The organism is Janthinobacterium sp. SUN137 (assembly GCF_030587265.1).
Lineage (GTDB): Bacteria > Pseudomonadota > Gammaproteobacteria > Burkholderiales > Burkholderiaceae_D > Janthinobacterium > Janthinobacterium kumbetense.
On sequence record NZ_JAPWHZ010000001.1, the window covers coordinates 171,892 to 196,238 of the forward strand.

At 63.5% G+C, this 24,347-nt stretch carries 24 protein-coding genes and 1 riboswitch; of the genes, 14 read left to right on the forward strand and 10 right to left on the reverse strand.

The window, feature by feature from the left end; all coding sequences use genetic code 11:
* Window positions 1-216 precede the first annotated feature (216 nt).
* The 7 genes from O3298_RS00850 to O3298_RS00880 all read left to right on the forward strand — a co-directional run bounded on the left by O3298_RS00850 (window position 217) and on the right by O3298_RS00880 (window position 7,899).
* Window positions 217-1,764 carry an FAD-dependent oxidoreductase gene (locus O3298_RS00850; protein WP_305058296.1) on the forward strand — a complete coding sequence of 516 codons (1,548 nt, stop codon included), beginning with the start codon at window positions 217-219 and terminating at the stop codon, window positions 1,762-1,764.
* A 116-nt stretch (window positions 1,765-1,880) separates the two neighbouring features.
* The gene (locus O3298_RS00855) at window positions 1,881-2,606 is read left to right on the forward strand and encodes a hypothetical protein (protein ID WP_305058297.1); all 726 of its coding nucleotides are present in this window, start codon (window positions 1,881-1,883) and stop codon (window positions 2,604-2,606) included.
* A gap of 10 nt (window positions 2,607-2,616) precedes the next feature.
* The gene (locus tag O3298_RS00860; protein WP_305058298.1) at window positions 2,617-3,225 is read left to right on the forward strand and encodes an RES family NAD+ phosphorylase; all 609 of its coding nucleotides are present in this window, start codon (window positions 2,617-2,619) and stop codon (window positions 3,223-3,225) included.
* A 139-nt stretch (window positions 3,226-3,364) separates the two neighbouring features.
* Window positions 3,365-3,721: an ArsC family reductase gene (locus O3298_RS00865; protein ID WP_099667207.1), complete on the forward strand. Its 357-nt coding sequence runs from the start codon at window positions 3,365-3,367 to the stop codon at window positions 3,719-3,721.
* A 48-nt stretch (window positions 3,722-3,769) separates the two neighbouring features.
* Complete coding sequence (gene dapE, locus O3298_RS00870) at window positions 3,770-4,906, forward strand: succinyl-diaminopimelate desuccinylase (RefSeq protein WP_305058299.1); 1,137 nt, start codon at window positions 3,770-3,772, stop codon at window positions 4,904-4,906.
* A 56-nt stretch (window positions 4,907-4,962) separates the two neighbouring features.
* On the forward strand, window positions 4,963-5,853 hold the full coding sequence (gene prmB, locus O3298_RS00875) for a 50S ribosomal protein L3 N(5)-glutamine methyltransferase (RefSeq protein ID WP_305058300.1): 891 nt from the start codon (window positions 4,963-4,965) through the stop codon (window positions 5,851-5,853).
* 48 nt (window positions 5,854-5,901) lie between these two features.
* Entirely contained in the window at window positions 5,902-7,899 is a 1,998-nt protein-coding gene (locus O3298_RS00880) for an ATP-binding cassette domain-containing protein (protein ID WP_289897235.1), read from the forward strand.
* Between the two features lie 39 nt (window positions 7,900-7,938).
* Here O3298_RS00880 and O3298_RS00885 read toward each other — a convergent pair whose 3' ends face one another.
* Window positions 7,939-8,421 carry a chemotaxis protein CheW gene (locus tag O3298_RS00885; protein WP_077406904.1) on the reverse strand — a complete coding sequence of 161 codons (483 nt, stop codon included), beginning with the start codon at window positions 8,419-8,421 and terminating at the stop codon, window positions 7,939-7,941.
* A 196-nt stretch (window positions 8,422-8,617) separates the two neighbouring features.
* Between O3298_RS00885 and arfB the strand changes: the two genes are divergently transcribed.
* Complete coding sequence (arfB, locus tag O3298_RS00890) at window positions 8,618-9,016, forward strand: alternative ribosome rescue aminoacyl-tRNA hydrolase ArfB (RefSeq protein ID WP_034749850.1); 399 nt, start codon at window positions 8,618-8,620, stop codon at window positions 9,014-9,016.
* Window positions 9,017-9,025: 9 nt separating this feature from the next.
* Here the strand turns inward: arfB and O3298_RS00895 are convergent, their stop codons facing one another.
* Together O3298_RS00895 and O3298_RS00900 are read right to left on the reverse strand one after the other, a co-directional pair.
* Window positions 9,026-10,885, reverse strand: a complete 1,860-nt coding sequence (locus tag O3298_RS00895) for a flagellar assembly protein A (protein ID WP_305058301.1) — start codon at window positions 10,883-10,885, stop codon at window positions 9,026-9,028.
* Between the two features lie 159 nt (window positions 10,886-11,044).
* Window positions 11,045-11,434 (reverse strand): hypothetical protein, encoded by a 390-nt coding sequence (locus O3298_RS00900; RefSeq protein WP_099378341.1) that lies wholly within the window; start codon window positions 11,432-11,434, stop codon window positions 11,045-11,047.
* 264 nt (window positions 11,435-11,698) lie between these two features.
* Between O3298_RS00900 and ompR the strand changes: the two genes are divergently transcribed.
* Window positions 11,699-12,400 (forward strand): two-component system response regulator OmpR, encoded by a 702-nt coding sequence (gene ompR / locus O3298_RS00905; protein ID WP_223278807.1) that lies wholly within the window; start codon window positions 11,699-11,701, stop codon window positions 12,398-12,400.
* Between the two features lie 13 nt (window positions 12,401-12,413).
* Window positions 12,414-13,772: a sensor histidine kinase gene (locus O3298_RS00910; RefSeq protein ID WP_305058302.1), complete on the forward strand. Its 1,359-nt coding sequence runs from the start codon at window positions 12,414-12,416 to the stop codon at window positions 13,770-13,772.
* 38 nt (window positions 13,773-13,810) lie between these two features.
* On the opposite strand, the gene O3298_RS00915 is transcribed toward O3298_RS00910, so the two are convergent.
* The gene (locus O3298_RS00915) at window positions 13,811-14,290 is read right to left on the reverse strand and encodes an Imm26 family immunity protein (protein ID WP_099667202.1); all 480 of its coding nucleotides are present in this window, start codon (window positions 14,288-14,290) and stop codon (window positions 13,811-13,813) included.
* 125 nt (window positions 14,291-14,415) lie between these two features.
* A complete protein-coding gene (locus tag O3298_RS00920) occupies window positions 14,416-14,721 on the reverse strand; it encodes a hypothetical protein (RefSeq protein ID WP_034750230.1) in 306 nt (101 codons plus the stop codon).
* 142 nt (window positions 14,722-14,863) lie between these two features.
* On the opposite strand from O3298_RS00920, the gene O3298_RS00925 reads away from it, so the two are divergent.
* The gene (locus O3298_RS00925; protein ID WP_305058303.1) at window positions 14,864-16,021 is read left to right on the forward strand and encodes an iron-containing alcohol dehydrogenase; all 1,158 of its coding nucleotides are present in this window, start codon (window positions 14,864-14,866) and stop codon (window positions 16,019-16,021) included.
* A gap of 79 nt (window positions 16,022-16,100) precedes the next feature.
* A riboswitch (TPP riboswitch) is annotated at window positions 16,101-16,198 on the forward strand.
* A gap of 85 nt (window positions 16,199-16,283) precedes the next feature.
* Window positions 16,284-18,431: a TonB-dependent siderophore receptor gene (locus tag O3298_RS00930; protein ID WP_305058305.1), complete on the forward strand. Its 2,148-nt coding sequence runs from the start codon at window positions 16,284-16,286 to the stop codon at window positions 18,429-18,431.
* On the opposite strand, the gene O3298_RS00935 is transcribed toward O3298_RS00930, so the two are convergent.
* From O3298_RS00935 to O3298_RS00945, 3 genes are all read right to left on the reverse strand, one after another.
* Window positions 18,428-18,976 carry an ATP-binding protein gene (locus O3298_RS00935; protein WP_305058959.1) on the reverse strand — a complete coding sequence of 183 codons (549 nt, stop codon included), beginning with the start codon at window positions 18,974-18,976 and terminating at the stop codon, window positions 18,428-18,430. The genes O3298_RS00930 and O3298_RS00935 overlap by 4 nt on opposite strands.
* Entirely contained in the window at window positions 18,976-19,587 is a 612-nt protein-coding gene (gene pnuC / locus O3298_RS00940) for a nicotinamide riboside transporter PnuC (RefSeq protein WP_099667198.1), read from the reverse strand. The genes O3298_RS00935 and pnuC overlap by 1 nt, the downstream gene beginning before the upstream one ends.
* Before the next feature lie 86 nt (window positions 19,588-19,673).
* On the reverse strand, window positions 19,674-20,192 hold the full coding sequence (locus tag O3298_RS00945; RefSeq protein WP_289910771.1) for a DUF2867 domain-containing protein: 519 nt from the start codon (window positions 20,190-20,192) through the stop codon (window positions 19,674-19,676).
* A gap of 67 nt (window positions 20,193-20,259) precedes the next feature.
* Here O3298_RS00945 and O3298_RS00950 point away from each other — a divergent pair, with 67 nt between their 5' ends.
* Complete coding sequence (locus O3298_RS00950) at window positions 20,260-20,895, forward strand: TetR/AcrR family transcriptional regulator (protein WP_305058306.1); 636 nt, start codon at window positions 20,260-20,262, stop codon at window positions 20,893-20,895.
* A 52-nt stretch (window positions 20,896-20,947) separates the two neighbouring features.
* The gene (locus O3298_RS00955; RefSeq protein ID WP_305058307.1) at window positions 20,948-21,439 is read left to right on the forward strand and encodes a hypothetical protein; all 492 of its coding nucleotides are present in this window, start codon (window positions 20,948-20,950) and stop codon (window positions 21,437-21,439) included.
* 27 nt (window positions 21,440-21,466) lie between these two features.
* Here the strand turns inward: O3298_RS00955 and O3298_RS00960 are convergent, their stop codons facing one another.
* Both O3298_RS00960 and O3298_RS00965 read right to left on the reverse strand, forming a co-directional pair.
* Window positions 21,467-22,000 (reverse strand): hypothetical protein, encoded by a 534-nt coding sequence (locus tag O3298_RS00960; RefSeq protein WP_305058308.1) that lies wholly within the window; start codon window positions 21,998-22,000, stop codon window positions 21,467-21,469.
* 153 nt (window positions 22,001-22,153) lie between these two features.
* Complete coding sequence (locus tag O3298_RS00965) at window positions 22,154-24,310, reverse strand: S46 family peptidase (RefSeq protein ID WP_369811435.1); 2,157 nt, start codon at window positions 24,308-24,310, stop codon at window positions 22,154-22,156.
* Window positions 24,311-24,347 lie beyond the last annotated feature (37 nt).

Sequence of the window (24,347 nt, forward strand, 5' to 3'; positions counted from 1 at the left end):
TACTGCGCTGCCCACTATCGGGTTTCCGTTGCTCACTGTACTACATGTACAGTTCCGCTACTCGACCCGATATTGAGCGTGCTCGCTACGGTTTGCAGAGGCGTCGTGACGCACGTAAAAAATCATGTCCTGCCAACTGGCGGGACATTTTTCGTTTCCAGAGCGCAACTTCAATCGTCGCGCAGCCATCACCCATCCTGTCCTATACTGGATGACATGAATACTCCTCCCGTATTGATCGTCGGCGCCGGTCCTACCGGCCTCATGCTTGCCTTGCGCCTGGCGCGCCATGGCGTCGATTGCCGCATCATCGATAAAAACAGCGGACCGGGCCAGGCGTCGCGGGCCATGGCCGTGCATGCGCGCACCCTGGAGTTTTACCAGCAACTGGGATTTGCCGACGAGCTGGTCAGCCTGGGCATCAAGATCAATGCCATGCACATCCACGAAGGCGGCGAGGAGCTGGTGAAACTGGCGCTGGGCGAGATCGGCGAAGGCCTGAGTCCCTACCCTTTCGTGCTGAGCCTGCCCCAGGACGAGCATGAACGCTTTCTTATCAGCAAGCTGGCGGCGGCCGGCGTGCATGTGGAATGGAACGTCGCGCTGGACCTGTGGACGCAGGACGATAGCGAAGTGCAAGCCATTCTGCTCAATAATGGCGAACGGCAATATTGCACGTTTAATTATATTTGCGGCTGCGACGGCGCCCGCAGCAAGGTGCGCGAGATCGCCGGCTTCGCGTTCTCGGGCGGCACCTACGACCACCTGTATTACGTGGCCGATGCGCAAGTGGCCGGCAAGAATACGGATTTGCACGCCCACCTGGGCGCGAATGCGTTTGCGCTGATGTTGCCCGTGCGCACCAGCGGCATGCAGCGCCTGATCGGCATCCTGCCCGACCGCCCGGAAGGCGCGCCCGCGCCCGTCTTCGACGACGCGCGGGAACAGGTGGAAAGCTTGCTGAATATCCAGGTCGAGCACGTGAACTGGTTTTCCACGTATAAAGTGCATCACCGGGTGGCGGCGCAGTTTCGCGAACGGCGCTGCTTCATCCTCGGCGACGCAGCCCATCTGCACAGTCCCGTGGGCGGCCAGGGCATGAACACGGGACTGGGCGACGCCGTCAACCTGGCCTGGAAACTGGCGCAAAAGCTGCGGGGACAAAGCAACGACGCCCTGCTCGACACCTATGAAAGCGAACGCATCGTGTTTGCCCGCAAGCTCGTCTCCACCACCGACCGCGCCTTCCAGGCCATCGTCGCGCAAGGCATCGCCGGGCAATTCCTGCGCCGCTGGCTGGTGCCGCACGCGCTGCCCTTCCTGTCCGGCTTCGGGCGGGCGCGCCGCTTGCTGTTCCGGACCGTGTCGCAAATCCAGATCAGCTATGAAGACAGCGCCCTGTCCGCGGGCCACGCAGAATACTTGCGCGGCGGCGACCGCCTGCCGTGGTTCTCCGACGGCACGCAAGACAATTTCACGGCCCTGCGCAGCCTGGATTGGCAATTGCACATCTATGGCGAAGCGGCGCCCGAATTGCTGGACGAGGCGCGCGTGCTGAAACTGCCCGTGCATTGCTACACCTTCAATGTCGCCGCCAAGCTGGCCGGCCTGGGCCGCGACGCGGCCTACCTGGTGCGCCCCGACGGCCACATCGCGCTGGCCCTGCACCTGCAGGAAAGCGGCGCCCTGCGCGCCCTGGCCCTGCGGCTGGGCCTGCATTTCGGCCCGGCCGAATCGGGCAAGGCGGCGCCACGGCCCGTGTAGGCCAGCCACACTCAAGGTTTGCGATAAATCAAAGTGTAGATATTTAATTTCCTTGCTTTGTTTGCTTTGCTTGACTTCCTGTCCTATGCTGAAACATGCGTTTCAAGGATAGGGCCATGTCGAATACATCGAACACCTCGGATACTCGCGCCCCTGCCGGCAAGGGCGACACCGGCACGATCGATGAGGCCGCCGCCGACACCGGGCATGCGCCTGCCACGCCCTCGCTGGCCAGCAAGCTGGCGGACACACTCGCATCCAGCGCCACCGGCTTGCGCTTTAATATTGCACAAGATACGTTCCAGGAAGCGTATGCATCGCTGCTGGACGCCGTACCGCGCGACGACCGGCCCGCGCTGCTCGCGCAAATGCGGCGCGACCTCGATATCGTGGCCGAGCGGGAGTTGAACCGGGTTTCCGGCATCGACGCGCATGCCGGCCACGTCAGCACCCGGCAATTCATGCGCGGCCTGGAAGAGCAGGAACGGCAGCAGCGTGAAAAAGACTTGGCGTCGCACAGCTTGCTATCCGGCCCGGAACTGCGCGCCCGGCTGGAAGTCACGCCGCAAGCGCTCAGTGCGGCACTCAAAGCCAGACGCCTGTTTGCCTTGCGCGGCGCCTCCGGCGAATATGTCTATCCAGCATTTTTCGCCGATCCCCGCCACGACCGCCACATCCTGGAAAAAATCAGCAAAATCCTCGGCGACTTGCCCGGCGCCGCCAAATGGGATTTTTTTACCGCCCCGCGCCTGTCTCTGGGCGGCAAGTCGCCGCTGGAGGCCCTGACCAAAGGGAAACTCGATGCCGTGATGGCGGCCGCCCGCGCCTACGCAGACGAATAACAGCACGACCGTGGCAATCTTGCGCCTGCCCCGTCTGCCGCAACTGCCCGCAGCGCTGCAAACGGCGCGCTGCGATCCCGCCACGCTGTACCGGATCTCCGGCCATGCCACGGGCGAACCGTATTTCGGCAGGGCAAACACCTACCGCTTCGACGATCCCCATCCACAGGCGGCGACCCGATTCGGTACCTGCTATCTCGGTAGTTCGCTGGCCGTCGCCCTCGCTGAAACCTTGCTGCATGACCGCAAACCCATCCATAACCACTTCGTGATCGAACTGGCCGTGATTCGGGCGCGTTTTGTCATTCGGCTCACGGGGGAAACGCTCATCCTGGCCGACCTGACAGGCGCCGCCCTCAGAAAGCTGGGCGGCCATGGAGGGCTCAGCGGCACATCGTCGTACCAGACGACCAAGACATGGTCAGCGGCCATCCATGCGCATCCGGACACCGTTGACGGCATGCTCTACATGTCGCGCCACAAAAACGATGAAACGGCCGTGGTGCTGTTCCACCGCGCCGCGCCCAAGCTCGCGCGGGTGTCCGCCACGCCCCTCTCGGCCCATCCGGACTTCGGCCAGGCCGCCACGCTGCTGGGCATCCGCAGCGCCTGGTCCTGAACCTGCCATGAACATGCAACCTTGTTGCACTGCCGCATCGACTGCGCATCGACTGTATAATGTCGGCTAACATCGCATATCGCGCCAGCGCAAGCGCCGCGATCAAGCGAACCGCATTCATATCCCCTTAGCCCTACCCATGACGACCATTACACTCTACGGTATCCCCAACTGCGATACCGTCAAAAAGGCCCGCACCTGGCTGGCCGCGCAGCAACTCGATTTCACCTTCCACGACTTCAAGAAGCAGGGCCTGGAACGCGCCACCGTCGAGGCGTGGCTGGCGCAATTGCCATGGGACGTGCTGGTCAACAAGAAAGGCACGACCTGGCGCGCCCTGTCCGACGAGCGCAAAGCATCGATCACCGACGCGGCCAGCGCCCTGGAGCTGATGCTGGAAAACCCGTCCATCATCAAGCGCCCCGTGCTGGACAAGGATGGCCAGTTCAGCGTGGCGTTTTCGGATGCGCAGTACCAGACCCTTTTCTCGCTGTAACCATACTTAGTTGACCACCGGAACGATGTTGCCGGCACGACCTTACCCATGACCACCTCCAAAACCCTCGCCCTGACCGAAAAACTGATCGCCCTGTCCTCGGTCACGCCCGACGACAAGGGCTGCCAGCAGCACCTGATCGATATCCTCACGCCGCTGGGCTTTGTCTGCGAAACGATCCAGTCGAACGACGTCACCAACCTGTGGGCGCGGCGCGGCACGACGTCGCCCGTGTTCGTCTTTGCCGGCCATACGGACGTGGTGCCGACCGGCCCCGTCGAGCAATGGCGTTCGCTGCCCTTCATTCCCACGCACCGCGACGGCAAGCTGTACGGCCGTGGCGCGGCCGACATGAAGACCTCGATCGCCGCCATGGTAATTGCCTGCGAGGAATTTATCGCCGCCACGCCCGAGCACACGGGTTCGATCGCCTTTTTGATCACCAGCGACGAGGAAGGCCCGGCCACGGACGGCACCGTCATCGTGTGCGAGCAACTGAAGGCGCGGGGCGAACAGATCGACTATTGCCTGGTGGGCGAGCCGACGTCGAGCGCGCAGCTGGGCGACATGATCAAGAACGGCCGCCGCGGTTCGCTGTCGGGCCGGTTGACGATCAAGGGCGTGCAGGGCCATATCGCCTACCCGCACCTGGCAATGAATCCCATCCACGAAGCGGCGCAGGCGCTGGCCGACCTGGTCGAGGAAAAATGGGATGCGGGCAACGAGTATTACTTGCCCACCTCGTGGCAAATGTCGAATATCAACGCGGGTACGGGCGCGAACAACGTGATTCCGGGCGACATGGTGATCGACTTCAATTTCCGCTTTTCCACGGCCAGCACGGCCGAGGGATTGCAGGAACGGGTGCACGCCATCCTCGACCGGCATGACTTGCAATACGATTTGCAGTGGACCCTGAGCGGCCTGCCCTTCCTCACGCCGCGCGGCACCCTCTCCGATGCGCTGTCGGCCGCCATCCTGGAAGAAACGGGCCTCGCGACGGAGCTGTCGACCACGGGCGGCACCTCGGATGGCCGGTTTATCGCGCAAATCTGCCCTCAAGTGATAGAATTCGGGCCGCCCAATGCCAGTATTCACAAGATCGACGAGCACATCGAACTGCGCCACATCGATCCCCTGAAGAATATTTACCGGCGCACCCTGGAGCATTTGCTGCCCGTCTGAACCAGAATACCGAGGCCCGTCACGGCGGGCCAGAACACCGTCTTTTCGAGAATGCCATGACCCCGAACCCGTTTTCCACGCCACGCGACCTGCTGCGCTACGCCGTTACCCGTTTTAATACCGCCAAGCTGTTTTTCGGCCACGGCAGCGCCGAAGCGTTCGACGAAGCGGCCTATCTGATCCTGCACACGTTGAAGTTGCCGCTCGACAAGCTCGAACCGTTCCTCGACGCCAAGCTGCTGCCGTCGGAAGTGGCCAGCGTGATGAGCGTCATCGACCGCCGCAGCATCGACCGCGTGCCCGCCGCCTACATCACCAAGGAAGGCTGGCTGGGCACGTACAACTTCTACGTCGACGAGCGCGTGATCGTGCCCCGCTCCTTCATCGCCGAGCTGATCCCTGAATACTTCTCGCCGTGGGTGGCGGAACCGGAAGCCGTGGAAAACATCCTGGAACTGTGCACCGGTTCGGGCTGCCTGGCTATCATGATGGCCGACGCCTTCCCGAACGCCCAGGTCGACGCCGTGGACATTTCCGCCGATGCGCTGGCCGTGGCCAAGCGCAACGTCGACACGTACAAGCTGCAAGACCGCGTCACCCTGATCGAATCGGACCTGTACACGAACGTGCCGGCCAAGAAATATGATTTGATCATCAGCAACCCGCCGTACGTGAATTCCACGTCGATGGGCGCCCTGCCCCAGGAATACCTGGCCGAACCGCAAATCGCCCTCGACGGCGGCAGCGACGGCATGGACCTGGTGCGCAAGATCATCGCCGGCGCGGCCGAGCGCCTGACGGATGACGGCATCCTGATGATTGAAATCGGCAACGAACGCGCATACGCGGAAGCGGCCTTCGGCGAACTGGGCCTGACCTGGCTGACGACGAGCGCCGGCGACGACATGGTCTTCCTGCTGACGGCCGAGCAGCTCAAGCTGGTATAAGCGCTGGCGTCAGCGCGCAGCGCCTTAATTTACAACACAAAGAAAAAAATGATACGTTTCCTACAAGTAAGCCTGATGCGCGGCATCAAACCGTTGCTCGAACAAGTCGATGTCACCCTCAATCCGGGCGACAAGATCGGCCTGATCGGCGCCAATGGCGCGGGCAAATCGAGCCTGTTCGCCATGATGCGTGGCGAATTGCACCCTGACCAGGGCGAGATCGATTTCCCGGCCAAGTGGCGCGTGGCTTACGTGGCGCAGGAAACGCCGCCGCTGGACCGTGCCGCGCTCGACTATGCGATCGACGGCGACGTCACCCTGCGCAAACTGGAAGCGGAACTGGCGCGCCTGGAATCGGAGCCTGCCACGTCGGAAAACGGTATCGCCATCGGCGAAATCTACAGCGCCATGGCCGATGCCGACGCCTACACCGTGCAATCGCGCGGCGAGCAATTGCTGCTGGGCCTGGGCTTCACGCTGGACCAGATGCAGCAACCTGTGGCGAGTTTCTCCGGCGGCTGGCGCATGCGTCTGAACCTGGCGCAAGCGCTGATGTGCCCGTCCGACCTGCTGCTGCTCGATGAACCGACCAACCACTTGGATCTGGACGCCATCATCTGGCTGGAAGACTGGCTCAAGCGCTACGCCGGCACCTTGCTGATCATTTCCCATGACCGCGACTTCCTCGATGAAGTCGTCAACGTGGTCGTGCATATCGACGAGCGCAAGCTGAAGCGCTACTCGGGCAACTATTCGAGCTTCGAGCGCCAACGCGCGGCGCAGATGATCCTGGCCGCCGGCGCGCTGGAAAAGCAGCAGCGCAAGCGCGCCCATCTGGAATCGTTCGTGAACCGCTTCAAGGCGCAAGCGTCCAAGGCCCGCCAGGCGCAAAGCCGCATGAAGGCGCTGGCGAAGATGGAAGAATTGGCGCCATTGCGCGCCGCCGCCGAATTCTCGTTCGAATTCCGCGAGCCGCTGTCGGCTCCGAACCCGCTGCTGGTGATGGAAGACGTCGATGCGGGCTACAAGATCGAAAACGAAGCGACGGGCGAAATCACGCATAAAACCATCGTCAACGGCATCAAGTTTTCGCTGCAGATCGGCCAGCGCATCGGCTTGCTGGGCCAGAATGGCGCCGGCAAATCGACCCTGATCAAGACCATCGCCGGCGAACTGATGCCGCTGACGGGCGACGCCACCATGGGCAAGGGCTTGAACATCGGCTACTTCGCCCAGCACCAGGTGGAAATGCTGCGCCACGACGAATCGCCGCTGTGGCATCTGGCGAAGATCGCCCCGACCGTGCGCGAGCAGGAACTGCGCAACTTCCTCGGCGGCTTCAACTTCCCCGGCAACATGGTCACCGCGTCGATCGCACCGTTCTCGGGCGGCGAAAAAGCCCGTCTGGCGCTGGCCCTGATCGTCTGGCAGCGTCCTAACCTGCTGCTGCTCGATGAACCGACCAACCATCTGGATCTGGAAACGCGCGAAGCGCTGACGGAAGCGCTGGCCCAGTTCGAAGGCACCCTGGTCGTCGTTTCCCATGATCGCCACTTGCTGCGCGCCACCACCGACGAATTCATCATCGTTGCCGACGGCAAGCTGCAACCGTTCGACGGCGACCTGGACGACTACAAGGATTGGCTGTTCAAGACCAAGCTGGGCAAGGGCACGGACGTGCTGCCGGCCGCCGGCAAGGCCAACAAGACGGACTTCCCCGTGACGTCTTCCGTACCTTCGCCGGTAGCCGCCGCCCCTGCCGCGCCCGTGCGCGACAAGCGCAAGGAAGCGGAAGAGCGCCAGAAAACAGCCGCCCTGCGCAAGCCGATCGAAAACAAGATCAAGCGCCAGGAAGAGCAGATCGCCAAGCGCAATGCGCAAAAGGCGGAAACCGACGCCAAGCTGGGCGAGCCGACCATCTACGACGCGGCCAACAAGGCCAAGCTGAAGCAATTGCTGGCCGACCAGACCTTCTTCACCAAGGACCTGGCGCAGCTGGAAGCGGAATGGCTGGACTTGCAAGATCAACTCGAAAAGCTCGGTTAATGCAGTAGCGACAAAAGACGACTCCCGGGTCGTCTTTTTTTATGCCGCCTGCATGGGGCTGGGGCTGCGGATCGCCATCAGGCGGTCGATGTCGACGAGGATCAATCGGCGTCCCGCCACCGTGCCCAGGCCCAGCAGGTAATCGGCTTCCGTCTCGCCCAGGCCGGGCACGGCGGCGATGTCGGCGGGCGCCAGGCTGACGATATCGGTGACGCCATCGACCACCATGCCCATCACGCCATTGCTCAGCTGCAGGATGATCACGTCGGTGGCCGGGTCGGGCGCGCCGTGGGCGCTGCCGAACGCGGCGCGCATGTCGACGATGGGAATGATCACGCCGCGCGAGACGGCCACGCTGTGCAGCACTTCCCCTTCCGAGGAAAAACGGTCGAGTTCCTTCAGGGGGCGCAATTCCCGCACGCAACGGTAATCGAGGCCGTATTCCAGGCCGCCCAGCCGGAAGCTCAAGTACTGCGTCAGGTATTGCGCGGTTGCGGCGCCAGGCGTAGTCGTGGGCTGCATGGTGTTCCTTTCATCCGGTAAGCGCTGCCAGGATGCGCAGTGGCGCAACGTTGGCCCCATGCTAACCAGCATCGCCGCAAGCGGCGTTGAGAAAACTCAACTTTCCCGGAAGGCCAGCCTGACCTCGGCGCCCCGCCTTGCGCCGGCGCAGCCATCTTCCCTTACAATACCCACATCATCCCCCAACAGGCAGGCCATGCAACACCTCGTCAACCCCGCTGAAGTTGAATTTTCCGCCATCCGCGCCCAGGGCCCGGGCGGGCAAAACGTCAACAAGGTGTCCAGCGCCATCCATTTGCGCTTCCCCATCGCCGCCTCGTCGCTGCCGGAAGCGTACAAGGAACGGCTGCTGGCCCTGCGCGACAGCCGCATCAGCAAGGATGGCGTGCTGGTGCTCAAGGCGCAGCAGTCGCGCAGCCAGGAGCAGAACAAGGAAGAGGCATTGCGGCGCTTGCAGGAAATCATCGACAGCGTGACTTTCCTGCCCGCCGTGCGCCGCGCCACCAAGCCCACGCGCAGCTCGCAGCGGCGCCGCCTCGACAGCAAGAGCACGCACAGCGTCCTCAAGCAGTCCCGCGGCAAGGTCACGGATTAACTACGGTAACTACGGCGGCGGCGCATACGTCCAGTCCAGGCTGCCCGTGCTGTCCGCGAACACGGGCTGCGTGGCCGGCGTGGCGCTGCGCAGCAAGGCCTTGATTTCTTTCGGCGGCCGGTCGTAGACCTTGGCCGGTCCGGGCGGCACGACAAGGGCGCGCACCGTCGTCTCGCCATCGACGAGACCCAGGGTGCAGCGCGACTGGCCCGCCGTCGCCTGCCGCTCCAGGCGCAATTGTTCCACCAGCGCCAGCATCTGCGCGTGCAGGATTTCCGACTGTTTCACTTCCACGCGCAGCCGCGCCACCTCTTTCAGCACGGGAGCGATGCGCGCGGCCAGCTTGTCGTACTGCAGCTGCTGCGCCGGCTGCAGCTGCAATTCGCCGCGCCGCAGCTGGCCCGCCAGGGTCAGGTAGTTGCGCACCTCGGGCAATTGCGCGATGGCATCGATTTCCTGCTGGCGCTTGTGCTGCACCTGCAGGAATTGCGCCGCCTTCGCCAGGCTTTCCCCGATCTTTTGCTCCAGCGCGCTCAAGTCGGGCACGAGGGGAAACAGCAGCATTTCCACCTGCCTGCGGGGACCGGCGCTGCCGATGCGGATGGTGCGCGCCGCCACGGCGCAGCCTTCGGCCAGTTCGATGACGACCTCGTCGGCGATGATCTCGCAATTGCTGGCGCTGTCGATCACCACGCGCGTGCCGGCGATGACGCAGCTTTCGGCCCGCTTCACGTGCACTTCGCCGCTCAGCGCCTGCAGCACGGAACCGGAAGCGACGCCCTCGACGCGCACGTCGCCGTGTTCGTTGAAGGCCGTGCCGCCCACCAGGTTGCGCTTGAGCCATATCAACCCGCCATGCGAGTGCAGATGGCCATACACGTCGCCATGGATGGTGATGTCGCTGCCGTCGAGCTGGCGCTGCTCCTGCACTTCGCCATACTCCTCGTAGGCGGCGCGCAGCTTCAGATTGCCCGTGGTGCGGCTGCTGACGCCTTCGCGGCTGACGATCTTGTTTTCGATCGACATCTTGCCGTGCTCATCGACATTCACATAGCCATCCATGGTGGCGACGACGAAAGCGCCATCGCTGAAATACTCGACCGACGTACCTGGCCCCGCCACCGCAGCCAGGTCCAGCTCCAGCGGCGCGGGCGGCGGCAGCGCCTTGCCGGCCAGGTCATAGCCTGGCAAGCCGGGCGTGCCGGGCAGCAGGCGCAGCAGGCGCGCGTGCTTTTTCACTTGCGGGAAGCGGTTCTTGAAGCTGAGCAAATCCAGGCGGCCATCGGAACGTTCGCGCGGCGCGTCGTCGCGGTGGATGCCTTGCGACACTTCGACCAGCTGGGCGTCGCGCCCCGGCTGCGGCGGCAGCACCCGCGCCACCGTGATGCGCTCGGCCTTGCCGCTGGCGAGCATGGCGCGCACGGCCACGCTATCGATGCCGTAGTGCACGCCCTTGCACCACAAGTCAGCCACCAGCTCGTCAAATTCGCGGCGCGCCGGCGCCTGGCCATCCGCGTCGGCAGGCAAGGTTTCAAAATAAAACTCGGCGCTGTCGCCACGGATCTTGACCTGTTTATACAGGGCGCGGCGCGGGGGCGGGAACGGCGCCACGCGCACGGCGATGCGCAGCAAGGCATCGCCCTTGGGCGCGGCGCGGGGTGCGGGCGCATGGAACAGGGTCAGCAGGAACAAACCGTAATCGAGGCCCGCCAGCAACTGCCCCGACTGGAACAGCTGGTCGACGGCGGCGCGCAGCTGCGCCGGCGCCAGCGACAGGTCCAGGAACACGCCCTCGTCGCGCTGGACCAGGCCGTGCGGCAAGCCGCCTGCGGGGACCGCATCCGGAACGGGTGTGTCGTCGTCGCTCACGCCTTGCCTCCCCCAGCAGCCATTTCAAAGAATTGCCTCCGTGCACTAGAACAATATCACGGGGCGGGGCCGTGTGCCTGACTGAGCAACAATGCGGGCGGCCAGATGCAAACAGGGCCATGTCTTGCGAGATGGCCCTGTCGGAGGGGGGATGGCTGCCTAGCGGCGCGGCGGGTTGGAATAGATATCCTGGCCCACTTCGTTGATCTGGCGGCGCAGGTCGCGCCGCTCGTCGGGCGTCATGCGGCCCGTGCGGCGCGAGGCGTCGGCGCCTTCGTTGGCGCGGCGCTGCTCTTCGGCGCGCGTGTCGAAACTGCGTGCGTCACGCTGTTCGCGCAGTCGCGTATCATTGCTGCTGGTGCGCTGTACCTGTTCATACCGCTGAGCCTGCATTTGCTGCTGGTCGTCACGGCGTGGCGGCGGCTGGTTTTGCGCTGACGCCAGGCTGGCGGCAAACACGGAGCAAACGGCAAATGCGGACAGCACAGTTGTACGTGCGGCAATAGCTGCGCTGGGAGCGGCGTGAATTTTTTTAGTAAAGATATTCATTGAGTTCCTCTTCCGCGATGCCGTATAAACTTAAAGCTGATTTCCACTGTGGCCCCAGTGTATGATGCTTTACACGGTGCAGTAAGAGTAATTGGGTAAAGTTTGTAACACTTTGTAATGGGTCGCCACAGCCCCTTGCCGACACCGCGCGAGGCGTTACTATAGCAACTAATATAAGATAACACGACACCCTAAATGACCACAACCTCCACTTCCGGCAGCAACACACCAACGCAATCGATCCACGGCCACCAGGCAAAAATCATGGTGGTCGATGACGATGTGCGCCTGCGCGACCTGCTGCGCCGCTACCTGACCGAACAGGGTTTCAATGTCTTCACGGCAGAGAGCGCGACGGCCATGAACAAGCTGTGGCTGCGCGAACGCTACGACCTGCTGGTGCTCGACCTGATGCTGCCGGGCGAAGACGGCCTGTCGATCTGCCGCCGCCTGCGCGGCGCGGGCGACCAGACGCCGATCATCATGCTGACGGCCAAGGGCGAAGACGTGGACCGCATCGTGGGCCTGGAAATGGGTGCCGACGATTACCTGCCGAAACCGTTCAATCCGCGCGAGCTGGTGGCCCGCATCGGCGCCGTGCTGCGCCGCAAGGGTCCCGATGAAATCCCGGGCGCGCCGTCGGAAACGCCGCAAACCTTCGAATTCGGCGACTTCGTGCTGGACCTGGGCACGCGTACCCTGAAAAAGAATGGCGAGACGGTGCCCCTGACCACGGGCGAGTTTTCCGTGCTGAAAGTGTTTGCCCGCCATGCGCGCCAGCCCCTGTCGCGCGAAAAACTGATGGAACTGGCGCGCGGCCGCGAATACGAAGTGTTCGACCGCAGCCTGGACGTGCAAATCTCGCGCCTGCGCAAGCTGATCGAGCCAGATCCGTCGAGCCCGCTGTTCATCCAGACCGTGTGGGGCCTCGGCTACGTCTTCATCCCGGACGGACAGCCGCGCTGATCGCTGGCGAGGCATGATGAAGCTTTTTCCCGATATCAGCCTGGCGCGGCTGAAAAGCGGCTTGTTCTGGCGCACCTTTTTGCTGCTCGGCACCTTGACCACGGTCAGCATGATCGCGTGGTTCAGCATGATCTCCTTCATCCAGCGCGAGCCGCAGGCGCAGCAGATTTCCGCCCAGATCATTTCCGTCGTCACCATCACGCATGCGGCCTTGACGCACTCGGCGCCCGAACTGCGGCGCGAGCTGCTGTTCGACCTCGTCAGCAATGAAGGCATCCGCATCTTCTCGCTGGAAGAGGACGACCGCATCGAACCGCCGCCCGACAATTACCTGATGCCCGACATCGAGGCGCTGGTGAAGGCCAAGCTGGGCAAGGACACGCGCTTTTCCGCGCGCGTCAACGGCGTGGCCGGCTTCTGGGTCAGCTTCAAGATCGACGACGACGAGTACTGGCTGATGCTGGACCGCGAGCGTCTGCGCGGCCTGACGGGCTTCCAGTGGCTGGGCTGGGCCAGCCTCGTGTCCCTGCTGTCCCTGCTGGGCGCGGCCATCATTTCCAGCCTGATCAATCTGCCGCTGTCGCGCTTGACAGCGGCCGCGCGCGACATCGCCAAGGGCAAGCAGCCGGCGCCGCTGCCGGAAAAGGGGCCGATCGAAATCATCGAGGCGAACCGCAGCTTCAACCAGATGGTCGATGACCTGAAACAGGTGGAATCGGACCGCGCCGTGATCCTGGCCGGCATTTCGCACGACTTGCGCACGCCGCTGGCGCGCATGCAGCTGGAAGTGGAAATGGCGAACCTGTCGGACGAGGCGCGCGAAGGCATCCAGTCCGATATCGGGCAAATGGACGCCATCATCGGCCAGTTCCTCGACTATGCCAGGCCGACGGAGGCGTCGAGCTTTACCGACGTCGACCTCAGTGGTTTGCTCAACGACATGACGCGCGAAGCGATGCGCCTGCCGGACGTGAAGATCAACGCCAGCATCGCCGACGGCGCGCATGCGATGGGCAATCCCACGGACCTGCGCCGCGTGCTGAACAACCTGATCGAGAATGCGCGCCGCTATGGCAAGACGCCGGACAGCGACGTGACGGAAATCGATATCGCCTGCCAGGTGCGCACCAGCCACGGCGCGAAAAAGGTGATCATCGAGGTGCAGGACCATGGCACGGGCGTGCCGGCGGAAAAGATCGAGAAGCTGATGAAGCCGTTTACCCGCCTCGACACGGCGCGCGGGCAGGCAAATGGCGCAGGCTTAGGTCTGGCCATCGTCGACCGCGTACTGCTGCGCCATGGCGCCGAATTGCAAGTGCGCAACCGCGAAGGCGGCGGCCTCGCGTTTCAGATCAGCTTGCCAGCGGCGTAAACGGACGGGAACGGTACAGCTGTGCCGTTCCCTGCCGCTCAGGCGGACGCCTGTTCCTGCGCCAGCAATTTATTCATCAACAATTCCGTCGCCCCATAGCCGTACAGGGAATCGCTTTCCATGCCCGGCGTATCGAAGGGAATCGATTCCTCGCGGTTCAGCTTGGCAGGGTCGGCATCCGCATAGCTGGCGCGCCAGGCGCGCTGCAAGGATTCATTGCGGCGGATAAAGGCCGGCATGGGCCAGGCATCGCGCTCCCAGTGGCGGCTGTCGCCCAGCAGGGGCCAGCGCTCGTTGAGCAGGGCCATGTCGCCCGTGCGCAGGCGGCGCACGGCCTGTTCCGGACGCAAGCCTTCCAGCTCTTCCAGCGTGGGCAAGCTGTCGCGCTTCGGCCCGAACATATACGCCAGCATGATGCGCCCGGCAGGCGCCCTGCGCGCCACCACGCCGACGGCATAGCCGCCGCCCGGCAAGGGCACGGCAAACCAGCTGCCTTCTCGGTATGGTAATGATCTCATTTCTTGAAGCCCCCTGAAATACACCGGACAGCCGCTGCTATCCGACGTTAAATTTAATTAGGGGCACAGTCTACGCGAAGCGATGCGAAAGTGGCGCATGGTACGCCACAGCAACAAACCAATAGTTACAATATTTTCTCGTCATAGTGATACTGGGCAACAATCGGCCCCGCCTTGAACAGCGCTTCCTTCATGGCTGTGTCCAGGCGCGCGTCGCGGCGGCGCATCCATTCGAGCAGCATGGCCGCTTCCTTGCGGCTGGTGTCGCCCGCATGCGCGAGCACGCGGCGCAGTTCCGGGTCCGTGCACGCCTCGAAACGCTGGCTGTTCAAGTCCAGCGCCTGCAGCGCGGCGATGGTGGCGCCGATGGCGCGGTGCATGTCGAGCGCGGTGGCCGGCAAGCCGGATTCTTCCAGTGGGACGGTGGTCATGCGCATTCCTTTTCGCGTGGTGGTGACATCGGCTGCATTCTCCACCGCGCGGACGAAAAGCTCAAGCGTCCACGGCACGTTTCCACCCATTCGGCCATAATCATGGCTCAGCAACAGCCTAAACCTCAACGGCAGGAGCCCCATGTTCAATTTCGACTTTTACAATCCGACGCAAATCCTTTTCGGCCAGGGCCAGATCGCCGCCATCACGGCGCTGATCCCGCCCCAGGCCAGAGTGCTCATGACGTATGGCGGCGGCAGCATCAAGCAGAACGGCGTCTACGATGAAGTCAAGGCGGCGCTGGCCGGCCATACGGTGCTGGAATTTGCCGGCATCGAACCCAATCCCAGCTATGAAACCCTGATGCAGGCCGTGGCCATGGTGAAAAGCGAGCGCATCGATTTCCTGCTGGCCGTCGGCGGCGGTTCCGTGGTCGATGGCACCAAGTTCATCGCTGCGGCCGCCCTGCACGAAGGCGTGGCGTGGGACATCCTGGCGAAAGGGGGCAAGATCGTCGAAGCCGCCCTGCCCTTCGGCACGGTCCTGACCTTGCCGGCCACGGGTTCCGAAATGAATGGCTCGGCCGTGATCACGCGCAAGGCCACGCAAGAAAAGCGCTCGTTCATGAGCCGCAAGGTCTATCCTAAATTCTCCGTGCTGGACCCGTCGAAGACGTTCACCTTGCCGCTGCGCCAGGTGGGCAATGGCGTCGTCGATGCGTTCGCGCATGTGATGGAACAGTATTTGACCTACCCAGTGAACGCGTCCGTGCAAGACCGCTTCGCCGAAGGCATTTTATTGACCCTGATCGAGGAAGGCCCGAAAGCCCTGTCGCACCCGGACGACTACGACGTGCGCGCCAACGTGATGTGGAGCGCCACCCTGGCCTTGAACGGCCTGATCGGCGTGGGCGTGCCGCAGGACTGGTCCACGCACGCCATCGGCCACGAATTGACGGCCTTGTACGAGCTCGACCATGCGCAAACCCTGGCCATCATCCTGCCCAGCATGTTGCGCGTGCGCAAACAAGCCAAGCGCGCCAAGCTGCTGCAATACGCGGCCCGCGTGTGGGGCCTGGACGGCGGCGACGAGGATGGCCGCATCGAGGCCGCCATCGCGCGCACGGAATTCTTCTTCCGCCACATGGGCGTCAAGACGCGCCTGGCCGACTACGGCCTGAATCACGCCAGCGTGGACGCCGTCGTGTCCGCCCTGGAAGCGCACGGCATGACGGCCCTGGGCGAACAGCGCGAAGTGACGCCCGCCATCAGCCGCAAGGTGCTGGAACTCAGTCTGTAGCTCAGTTTACAAATTCCAGCCACACTGTTGTAAAACGGTCAGCCGGGTGGGACAGCTGGCCGTGGTTCATGCTAAGCTGTCATTTCGCTAGGGGTCCTGGAGCAGTCATCCGGGTGAGAGATACCCTTCGTACCTGATCTGGATAATGCCAGCGAAGGAAAGCGCAAAGTACCTCCCTCCTTTGATAGCTCCTGCGTTGGCGCCAGCCGAACAAGCAGCCTGCCGTGCTCTTTACAGAGACGGCTTGAACCACGAGCAATCTATGTCCACACCGAATTTATCCGTTTCTGTATTGACCCTGGCCATCCTGCACGCGTTTGCCGCGCCCGCCCTGGCTTCCGACGCAGCCGACCCGCAGGCGCAAAGCATGGCCGAAGTCGTCGTCACGGCCAGCAAGGCGCCGGCCGCCAAGCGCGCCTCCGTGGGCGGCTTCAGTGACGCGCCGCTGCTGCAGACGCCGGCATCCGTCACCGTCATTTCGCAAAAAGACATGCAGGACTTGCAGATCCGCAACCTCAGCGATGCCGTCAAGCTCGACACCAGCATCAACGACGCCTACAACGCCGTCGGCTATGCGGAACAGTTTTCCATCCGCGGCTTCAAGCTCGATAACAATTCCAGCTACCGCAAGGATGGCGTGGCCATTCCTGGCGACACGCAAATCCCGCTGGAAAACAAGGAACGCATCGAAGTGCTGAAGGGCCTGGCCGGCTTGCAGGCAGGCGTGGCCGCGCCGGGCGGCGTGATCGACTTCATCGTCAAGCGCCCTACCGCCGCCCCGCTGCGCACGGTCACCGTGGAAACGCGCGAGCGCGGCACCGTGTACGGCGCCATCGACCTGGGCGGCCGCCTGGAAGACACGCGCTTCGGTTACCGCGTCAACGTGGCGGCCGAGCGCCTGCGCTCCTACATCAAGGGCGCGGACGGCAACCGCAAGTTCATTTCCGGCGCCTTCGACTGGCAGATTTCCCCGCAAGCGCTGCTGCAAATCGATGCCGACTACCAGGACAAGGCGCAGGCGACGGCGCCCGGCTTCCAGCTGCTGAACAATAAAACCTTGCCAACCGGCATCAGCGCCGACGCCATGCTCAACCTGCAGCCGTGGACGCGTCCCGTGGAAACCGTCACCAGCAATCTCGGTCTGCGCTTCCAGTACGCGTTCAGCGACGACTGGCACGCCACCCTGTCGGCCAACCAGCACTCGTTCAAGCGCGACGACTACACGGCCTTCCCTTACGGCTGCAGCGCGCAAGACCTGTACCCAGGCTTCTGCGGCAATGGCGACTTCGACGTGTATGACTACCGCAGCCTGGGCGAGACGAAAAAACCGCTGAGCGCGCAAGCCATGATCCAGGGCAAGTTCGCCACCGGCTCCCTGCACCATGAATTCACGGCCGGCGTCTCGACCTTCCGCCGCAAGGACCGCGCCGGCCTGTACGTGTACGACTGGGCCGGCGTGAGCAACATCTACCGCCCGCAGATCGTCGACATGTCGACGGGCGTGCAAGGCCCCGTGCGCCTGGTGCGCAAGGACACGGAAAACTCCGTCTTCGTGCAGGACATCGTCAGCCTGGCGCCGGACTGGAAACTGCATGGCGGCTTGCGCCATATCAATGTCGACGGCTACCAGTATGTACTCAAGGCCGACACGGAAATCCGCGCCAAGCACGATTTCCTGCTGCCCAACGTCTCGCTCGTCTACACCCCGCTCGACAATCTGTCCGTGTACGCGGCCTATTCGCAAGGCATGGAACATGGCGGCACGGCCGACCGCAAGGCGCTCAATGCGAACGTGGAATTGTCGCCCAGCCGCTCGAAGCAGATCGAACTGGGCGTGAAGATGGATGTGACGCCGGACTTCATGCTGGCGGCCAGCCTGTTCCAGATCCGCAAGGGCCTGGAATTCAACCAGTACGTCGACAGCACCGCCTATAACTTCGTGCGCGAAGGCCAGGCCCAGCACCGGGGGCTGGAATTGTCGGCCCAGGGCAAGGCATCGTCCAGCCTGAGCCTGGGCGCGTCCGTGACGGCCCTGAACAGCCAGCAGTCAGGCACGGGCAATGCCGACCTCGACGGCAAGCGCGTGCCCAACGTGCCGGCCTTCAAGGCGGCCGTGCATGCGGATTACGCCGTGCAACAGGTGGCGGGCTTGAGCGTGAATGGCAGCTGGGAATATGCGGGCAAGAAAGCGTTTGAGTACAGCAACACGACCTTCGTGCCGTCGTACAACGTGTTCAACCTGGGCGCCGCGTACGCCACGCGCATCGCCGGCACGCGCGCCGTGCTGCGCGCCACCGTCAACAACGTGGCCGACAAGTTCTACTGGCGCGACGTGACGCCGGAATCGGATGGCTATCTGTATCCGGGCGCCAGCCGGACTTTCAAAGTCTCGGCGCAGTTTGACTTTTAGTTGAGGGAAATGGCAGGCGCCGCAGCGAGCGCCTGCTGCAGCAAAGGCGCCGCCTGTTCCAGGCGCGCCTCCAGGCTGTCGCGCAGCACGTGGTAGACGATGCCGCGCGCGTCGAGCTCATCGAGCAGGTAGCGGTAGATCAATTGGCGCACGGCTTCCGACTCGCGCTGCAAGCCATCGGCCACCCACGGGCTGTCGGGCGCCGTGACCAGGGTCAGATCGTACTGCGTGGCATCGGCCAGCGCCGCCAGTTGCGCATCGGCGCCGTGAAAATAATGGCGGCTGTACACCACCGTCATCAAGGGCGTCGTGTCGCAAAACAGGAAGTGGCGGGCTTGGGAGGCAGCGGCCGCTTCGCGTTCGACTTGCGTACGCGCAATACCATACTGATCCGCCGCGACGGGCACCCTGCCTTGCGTTTCCACAAACTCGCGTAAATACTCGGGCACCCACACCGTGCCATGGCGCTCGGCCAGGGCCGCCGCCAGGGTCGACTTGCCCGACGATTCCGCGCCCAGGATGGCCACGCGCACGCAACGCTCCATCACTTGAGGACCATCGCGCTCGGCGCGGCCGGGGCCGACTTTCTCCACGCCAGCAAGCCGATGACGGCCATCACGACGAAGAACGCGTACAGCACGGCCGTCAGGGTCAGGCCCTTGTGCACATACAGCCACACGTACAGCACGTCGACGATGATCCAGGCGATCCAGTTTTCCAGTTTCTTGCGCGACAGCAGGAATTGTCCCACCAGGCTGCCTGCGGTGAGGAAACCATCCGCATGGGGCACGTCCGTGTCCGTCGTCGTCAGCAGCCAGGCGATGAGCAGGAAGCCCACCAGCCAGCCGACGGCGCATGCCAGCCAGCCGCGGCCGTCGAGGCGCGTCACGGGCAGGGTCTTGCCGCCGCTGGCCGGATGCAGCCACTGGTACCAGCCCCAGAACGAGACGCTGATGAACAGCAGTTGCAAGGCCATGTCGCCATACAGGCGCGATTCGAAAAACACGAAACCGTAGGCGGCCGAGGAAATGATGGCGAACAGCCACGCCCAGTGATTCTGGCGGATGTTCAGCGCAACGGTTGTCAATGCCAGGACAAAGGAAATCAGTTCAAGCGGCGTGGTGGCAAAACCCAGCAGGAGAAGCGTATCGTTCATGGGAATCGTGATGAGGCTGGTGGTGCAGTATGCAATACCAGCCATGAATAAGCAAGATTGCCCGCACCGCCAGCCCCCTCCCCCGCTCAGGCAAAGCCGCCCTTGACGGCGCGCGCCAGCGAACGCTGCACGATCAGCTTGTGGAAAGGCCGGATCACCAGGATGTAGGCGCGTCCCACCCGATTATGGCAATGCACGACGCTGGACATGGTCACGCTGCCATGCCGCCCCGCGTCGCGGTTGCGCAGCACCGACAAACGGAAGTCCAGGTGGCTGTCATCCTCGCCCACGATGATTTCATCGTCGCTGACGGCAAAGATGCGGAAGATGCCGATGCGCTTGCCAGGCCTGGCTTCCATCTGCCTGGCCGTCCGGATGCCGAAGCGCGCCACGATGGCGTCGCGCACCACCATCAGCTTGCGCGCCCAGCCCGGCTGGCTGCCCAGCAGCACGCGCGCCAGGCTTTCCATGTCCATCTGGCGCGCCTGCGCAGTCGGCAACTCGACGGCATACGCGTCGGCCAGGTGGCTGCCCGGGTACAAGGGGGCGATGCTGGCGCCCGGCGGCAAGGCCACGGCGCGTACCGCATTGTTCATCTCTTGCATGTGCTCTCCATGTGTTCAGTGATAACATGGCCATCATACACGACAATGTGAACAGCGATAACATAACATGAGCACGAACAGCAATTATCACCATGGCAACCTGCGCGACACCCTGGTCGCCGCCACCATCGCGCAACTGGCGCAGCAAAGCGACGCCGCCCTTTCCCTGCGCGAACTGGCGCGCACGGTGGGCGTGTCGATCGCCGCCGTGTACCGCCACTTCCCCAGCAAGGAAGCCTTGCTGGCCGACGTGGCGGCGGCCGGCTTCGCCAGCCTGATCGCCAAATGGGAAGCCGAACTGCCGCCGCAGGGCAGCCTGCCTTCCGAACAGCGGTTTCAGCTGCTGGGCCAGCAATACATCGAATTCGCCCTGGCCGCGCCGGCCCACTACCGGCTGATGTTCGAACACCAGGACGTGCGCCAGTTCCCCGCCTTGCAGGACGCGGCGCAGGCGTGCTTCCAGTACGTGCTGCAGACGGCCGGCGCGGCCGTGCGCGAAGCGGGCCTCGATGCGCGCTGGGACAAGGCCGCCGCCAGCGCCGGCTGGTCGCTGGGCCACGGCTACGTGATGCTGCTGCTGAGCGGCCGCCTGGCCATGGCGGACGGCGGCGACGAGCTGTCGCCGGCCATGGTGCCGCGCTTTTTTCAGTTGCCCGTGGAGGCGCTGCGGCAGCTGCCTTGCCAGGCGGGACAACCGCAATAAAGCCAAATTGACTCGCTTATCGGCAAGTGCCACCTTCAGGAACTGATGATTCATGCATGACATATCGATAGACACGCTCTCCGTGATTGCCAGGCAATGCCTTGCGCTCACGTGCCTGCAACGCTTTTGCCGGCAGCATGCCCTGCACCACCCGGCGCTGTCCGCGTTCGCCGGCCACGCGTGGAAGGTGGCGCAGCTCGCGCCGGGGGATTTTGCCGCCTGGGAGCGCGGCTTTGCTGGCCTGGCAGTGACGGGCATGGGCGATCCCTGGCCGGACGACCTGCGCATGGCGCTGCCCGGGCACCTGCTCGGTGCGCTGGAGCAACTTGTCGGGCATGTGCTGGAAACGAGCGCCTGTACCTGGCATGGCGATGACCTTGCGGCAAGCCGGCGCCAGCTGGAAGCCGTGCTTGATATCTGTGCCAGGCATGGCGTGGCGGCGCCGCCGCTTGCGCACTATGTGCAGCACGATGCGGCGCTGCGTGGCGGCTGGGGGCCGATGCTGACGGACGCGGAAGTCAGGCGCTGGCAAGCCCTGCTATAGCGCACGGCTTGCAATGGCGGCGGAGGCTCACGCCGGCAGGCCCTGGCGCACCTGGTCGAGCAGCCGCTCCTCTTCCTCCGTATCCGCGTCGATTTGCGTGACGACGGTCCAGAATCGCGGGCAGGTCTTGATCTGCTCGAACGCATGGCTCGTTTCAAGCCGCACCATGGTTTTCCTCAGGCTGTGCAGATAGCCCTCCTCGATGGCATCGAGCAACTCGTCATCGGCAGCGTCGATCAGTTCGAGCAGCGCGCCTTCGATCCTTGTATAGCCCTCCTCCCACAGCTGGCCGATTGCCGGCACGTCGACTTCGATGCACTCGTTCGACCAGTCCGGAGGATAGTAATCGCGCTCCCGGTTGGCGGGATCGGTGTCAAAGCTCAGCGAAAGGGAGGGGAACGATACGGCGTTGAAGGCAAAGGCGGAAAATGCCTGGTCCTTGAATGGGGACGCGCCCAGCAAGGCCAGCGACGCGCTAGCCAGCTTGAAGCAGGTTTCTTCGACGTCGTAGGCAGTTTCAAATGTCTGCCAATCAAGTGGTAAAGCGGGAGTCGGGGGCATGGCGGGCCTGTCGAAAAAATAAGGGTGGAAAGTGATCGGAATTATACGTGGCGCAGCCGATACGGCAGGCGCCGGCCGCGCGTACGGTGCGGCCGCAAAAAAGCCGCATCGGCCCTGCGGCGGATGCGGCTTTGCGCTAGCGCAAACTGAAGCTTATTTCTTGGCGGCTTTCACTGCCTTCGGATACTTGATCGTCATTTCCTGCAACAAGTTATCCGCGTGGTCCACTTCCTTCATCACCCACAGCATGTAGCGGATGTCGAGGTGGATGGCGCGCGTGATGGCCGTGTCGAAGTACCAGTCCTTGGTGATCGATTCATACGTCGAATCGAAGTTCAGGCCGATCAATTCGCCGCGCTTGTTCATCACGGCCGAGCCGGAATTGCCGCCCGTGGTGTCGGCGCTGGTGAGGAAGTTGACGGGCACCGTGCCCAGTGCCGGGTCGCGGAACTGGCCGTAGCGTTTTTGCTTGACGGCGTCAATCAAGCCTTGCGGCGCTTCGAACGGGGCCTTGCCCGTGACTTTCTCGACGATGCCTTCCACGGTCGTGAACGGCCCCTTGGTGATGCCGTCGCGCGGCGAGTACGGCGATACCGTGCCGTACGTGACGCGCAGGGTCGAGTTGGCGTCAGGATAGACCGGCTTGCCTTGCGATTTCTTCCAGGCAATCACGGCTTGCATGTATTGCGGAATCACGCGTTCCAGGTTGCCGTCGATTTCCTTGCGGCGCTCTTCCAGCGCCGCTTCGACGGGCTGCAGCTTGATGGCCAGCGCCATGAAGGCGTCGTCGGACTGGGCAACAGCGGCCTGGTCCTTTTCCAGCCAGGCCAGGCGCTTGGCCGTGTCAGCCAGTTGCGTCTGCTGGTACAGGGCCGCCACGGCGCCTGGCGCCGGCAGCAGCGCGTCCAGGCCTTGCGGATGGCTCTTCGCCGCCAGTTGCGCGTAGCGCTTCAGACCGGCTTCAAAACGCGCCTGGTCGACCTTGTTGACATACGACTGTTCCAGGCGGGCCAGGCGGGCCTTGATGAAGGCCAGGTCGCGCTGCTGGAAGCCCGATTCGCGCTCGGCGTCCGCTTTCTGGCGCTCCAGCGACAAACGGTAGATGGTGCGCGCGCTTTTCAGCAAGTCGCTGTTGGTGGCCACGCTCCAGGCGAACTCTTCTTCGCTCAAGGCCATGTCGCTGGCGATCGCCGCGTCCAGTTCGGCCAGCAGGGTCGGCGACACGTTCGGCTGTTTCGCGTACCAGGCGCGGAACTCGGCATCCTGCACGTCCTTGATGGCGGCGATGTCCTTGCGGGCGAAACCGTCGAGCAAGCCCTGGGTTTTCTTCAGCACGTTGTTGATGCTTTTCACCACGCTCGCATAGCGCACGGCAGCGGCCGGGTCGCCCTTCGTCGAGTCGGCCATCACGGCCAGGTCTGCTTGCAGTTCGGATACTTTCAGGGGGAAGGCCATATCGCGCGCGAAACGGATTTCCGCCGGCAGCTTGTAGCGGCTGGTGCGGCCGGGGTAGCCCGCCAGCAAGATGCCGTCACCGGCTTTCAAGCCTTCGGCCGACACCACCAGGAAATCCTTCGATTGGTACGGCACATTGTCGGGCGACGGGTCGGCCGGACGGCCATCCTTGCCCACGTAGGCGCGCAGGAACGAGTAATCGCCCGTGTGGCGCGGCCACTCGTAGTTGTCGGTATCGCCGCCGAAGTTGCCGATCTTGTCCGATGGCGCGTACACGAGGCGCACGTCGCGTATCATCATCTGGCGGATGCGGTAGTACTCGAGGCCGCGGTGGAAGGCGGGCACGGAGCAGCGGTACATCTTGTCCGTTTCGCATTCGGCGATCAGGTCCTTGACGCGCTTTTCCACGGCTTCGTGGCGCGCGCGGCCGCTCATGTCGGCCGTCAAGCCCTTCAGCACGCGGTCGCTGACGTTTTCCACCTTGTCCGTCACATACACGAGGCTGTTCGGACCGCCCGGCAGCTCTGCGGCGCGCGTCTTGGCCAGGAAGCCGTCGGTGATGTAATTGTGCTCCGGCGTGGAATTGCGCTGCACGGCGCCATACGCGCAATGGTGGTTCGTCACCACCAGGCCGGCGTCGGAAACGAAGGCGGCCGAGCAACCGCCCAGCGACACGATGGCGCTCATCGGGTGCTTGCTCAGGTCGGCCAGTTTTTCTGCAGGAATGTCGATGCCGACCCGTTTCAGTTCGGCTTTCAGCTGCGGCAATTGGTGTGGTTGCCACTGCCCTTCGTCAGCGTGTGCGCCGGCGAACGCGCCCAGCAAGGCGACTGGTAATACGATTGTCTTGAACAAGATTTGCTCCTCCATAAAAAGCAGGCGAAAGTATAGC

What these genes read in the sequence shown, in the direction of transcription:
- O3298_RS00850 (WP_305058296.1), top strand. Translation starts at nt 217, where the DNA reads ATGAATACTCCTCCCGTATTGATCGTCGGCGCCGGTCCTACCGGCCTC.
- O3298_RS00855 (WP_305058297.1), top strand. Translation starts at nt 1,881, where the DNA reads ATGTCGAATACATCGAACACCTCGGATACTCGCGCCCCTGCCGGCAAG.
- O3298_RS00865 (WP_099667207.1), top strand. Translation starts at nt 3,365, where the DNA reads ATGACGACCATTACACTCTACGGTATCCCCAACTGCGATACCGTCAAA.
- dapE (WP_305058299.1), top strand. Translation starts at nt 3,770, where the DNA reads ATGACCACCTCCAAAACCCTCGCCCTGACCGAAAAACTGATCGCCCTG.
- prmB (WP_305058300.1), top strand. Translation starts at nt 4,963, where the DNA reads ATGACCCCGAACCCGTTTTCCACGCCACGCGACCTGCTGCGCTACGCC.
- O3298_RS00880 (WP_289897235.1), top strand. Translation starts at nt 5,902, where the DNA reads ATGATACGTTTCCTACAAGTAAGCCTGATGCGCGGCATCAAACCGTTG.
- O3298_RS00885 (WP_077406904.1), bottom strand. Translation starts at nt 8,421, where the DNA reads ATGCAGCCCACGACTACGCCTGGCGCCGCAACCGCGCAATACCTGACG.
- arfB (WP_034749850.1), top strand. Translation starts at nt 8,618, where the DNA reads ATGCAACACCTCGTCAACCCCGCTGAAGTTGAATTTTCCGCCATCCGC.
- O3298_RS00900 (WP_099378341.1), bottom strand. Translation starts at nt 11,434, where the DNA reads ATGAATATCTTTACTAAAAAAATTCACGCCGCTCCCAGCGCAGCTATT.
- ompR (WP_223278807.1), top strand. Translation starts at nt 11,699, where the DNA reads ATGGTGGTCGATGACGATGTGCGCCTGCGCGACCTGCTGCGCCGCTAC.
- O3298_RS00910 (WP_305058302.1), top strand. Translation starts at nt 12,414, where the DNA reads ATGATGAAGCTTTTTCCCGATATCAGCCTGGCGCGGCTGAAAAGCGGC.
- O3298_RS00915 (WP_099667202.1), bottom strand. Translation starts at nt 14,290, where the DNA reads ATGAGATCATTACCATACCGAGAAGGCAGCTGGTTTGCCGTGCCCTTG.
- O3298_RS00920 (WP_034750230.1), bottom strand. Translation starts at nt 14,721, where the DNA reads ATGACCACCGTCCCACTGGAAGAATCCGGCTTGCCGGCCACCGCGCTC.
- O3298_RS00925 (WP_305058303.1), top strand. Translation starts at nt 14,864, where the DNA reads ATGTTCAATTTCGACTTTTACAATCCGACGCAAATCCTTTTCGGCCAG.
- O3298_RS00930 (WP_305058305.1), top strand. Translation starts at nt 16,284, where the DNA reads ATGTCCACACCGAATTTATCCGTTTCTGTATTGACCCTGGCCATCCTG.
- O3298_RS00935 (WP_305058959.1), bottom strand. Translation starts at nt 18,976, where the DNA reads ATGGAGCGTTGCGTGCGCGTGGCCATCCTGGGCGCGGAATCGTCGGGC.
- pnuC (WP_099667198.1), bottom strand. Translation starts at nt 19,587, where the DNA reads ATGAACGATACGCTTCTCCTGCTGGGTTTTGCCACCACGCCGCTTGAA.
- O3298_RS00945 (WP_289910771.1), bottom strand. Translation starts at nt 20,192, where the DNA reads ATGCAAGAGATGAACAATGCGGTACGCGCCGTGGCCTTGCCGCCGGGC.
- O3298_RS00950 (WP_305058306.1), top strand. Translation starts at nt 20,260, where the DNA reads ATGAGCACGAACAGCAATTATCACCATGGCAACCTGCGCGACACCCTG.
- O3298_RS00955 (WP_305058307.1), top strand. Translation starts at nt 20,948, where the DNA reads ATGCATGACATATCGATAGACACGCTCTCCGTGATTGCCAGGCAATGC.
- O3298_RS00960 (WP_305058308.1), bottom strand. Translation starts at nt 22,000, where the DNA reads ATGCCCCCGACTCCCGCTTTACCACTTGATTGGCAGACATTTGAAACT.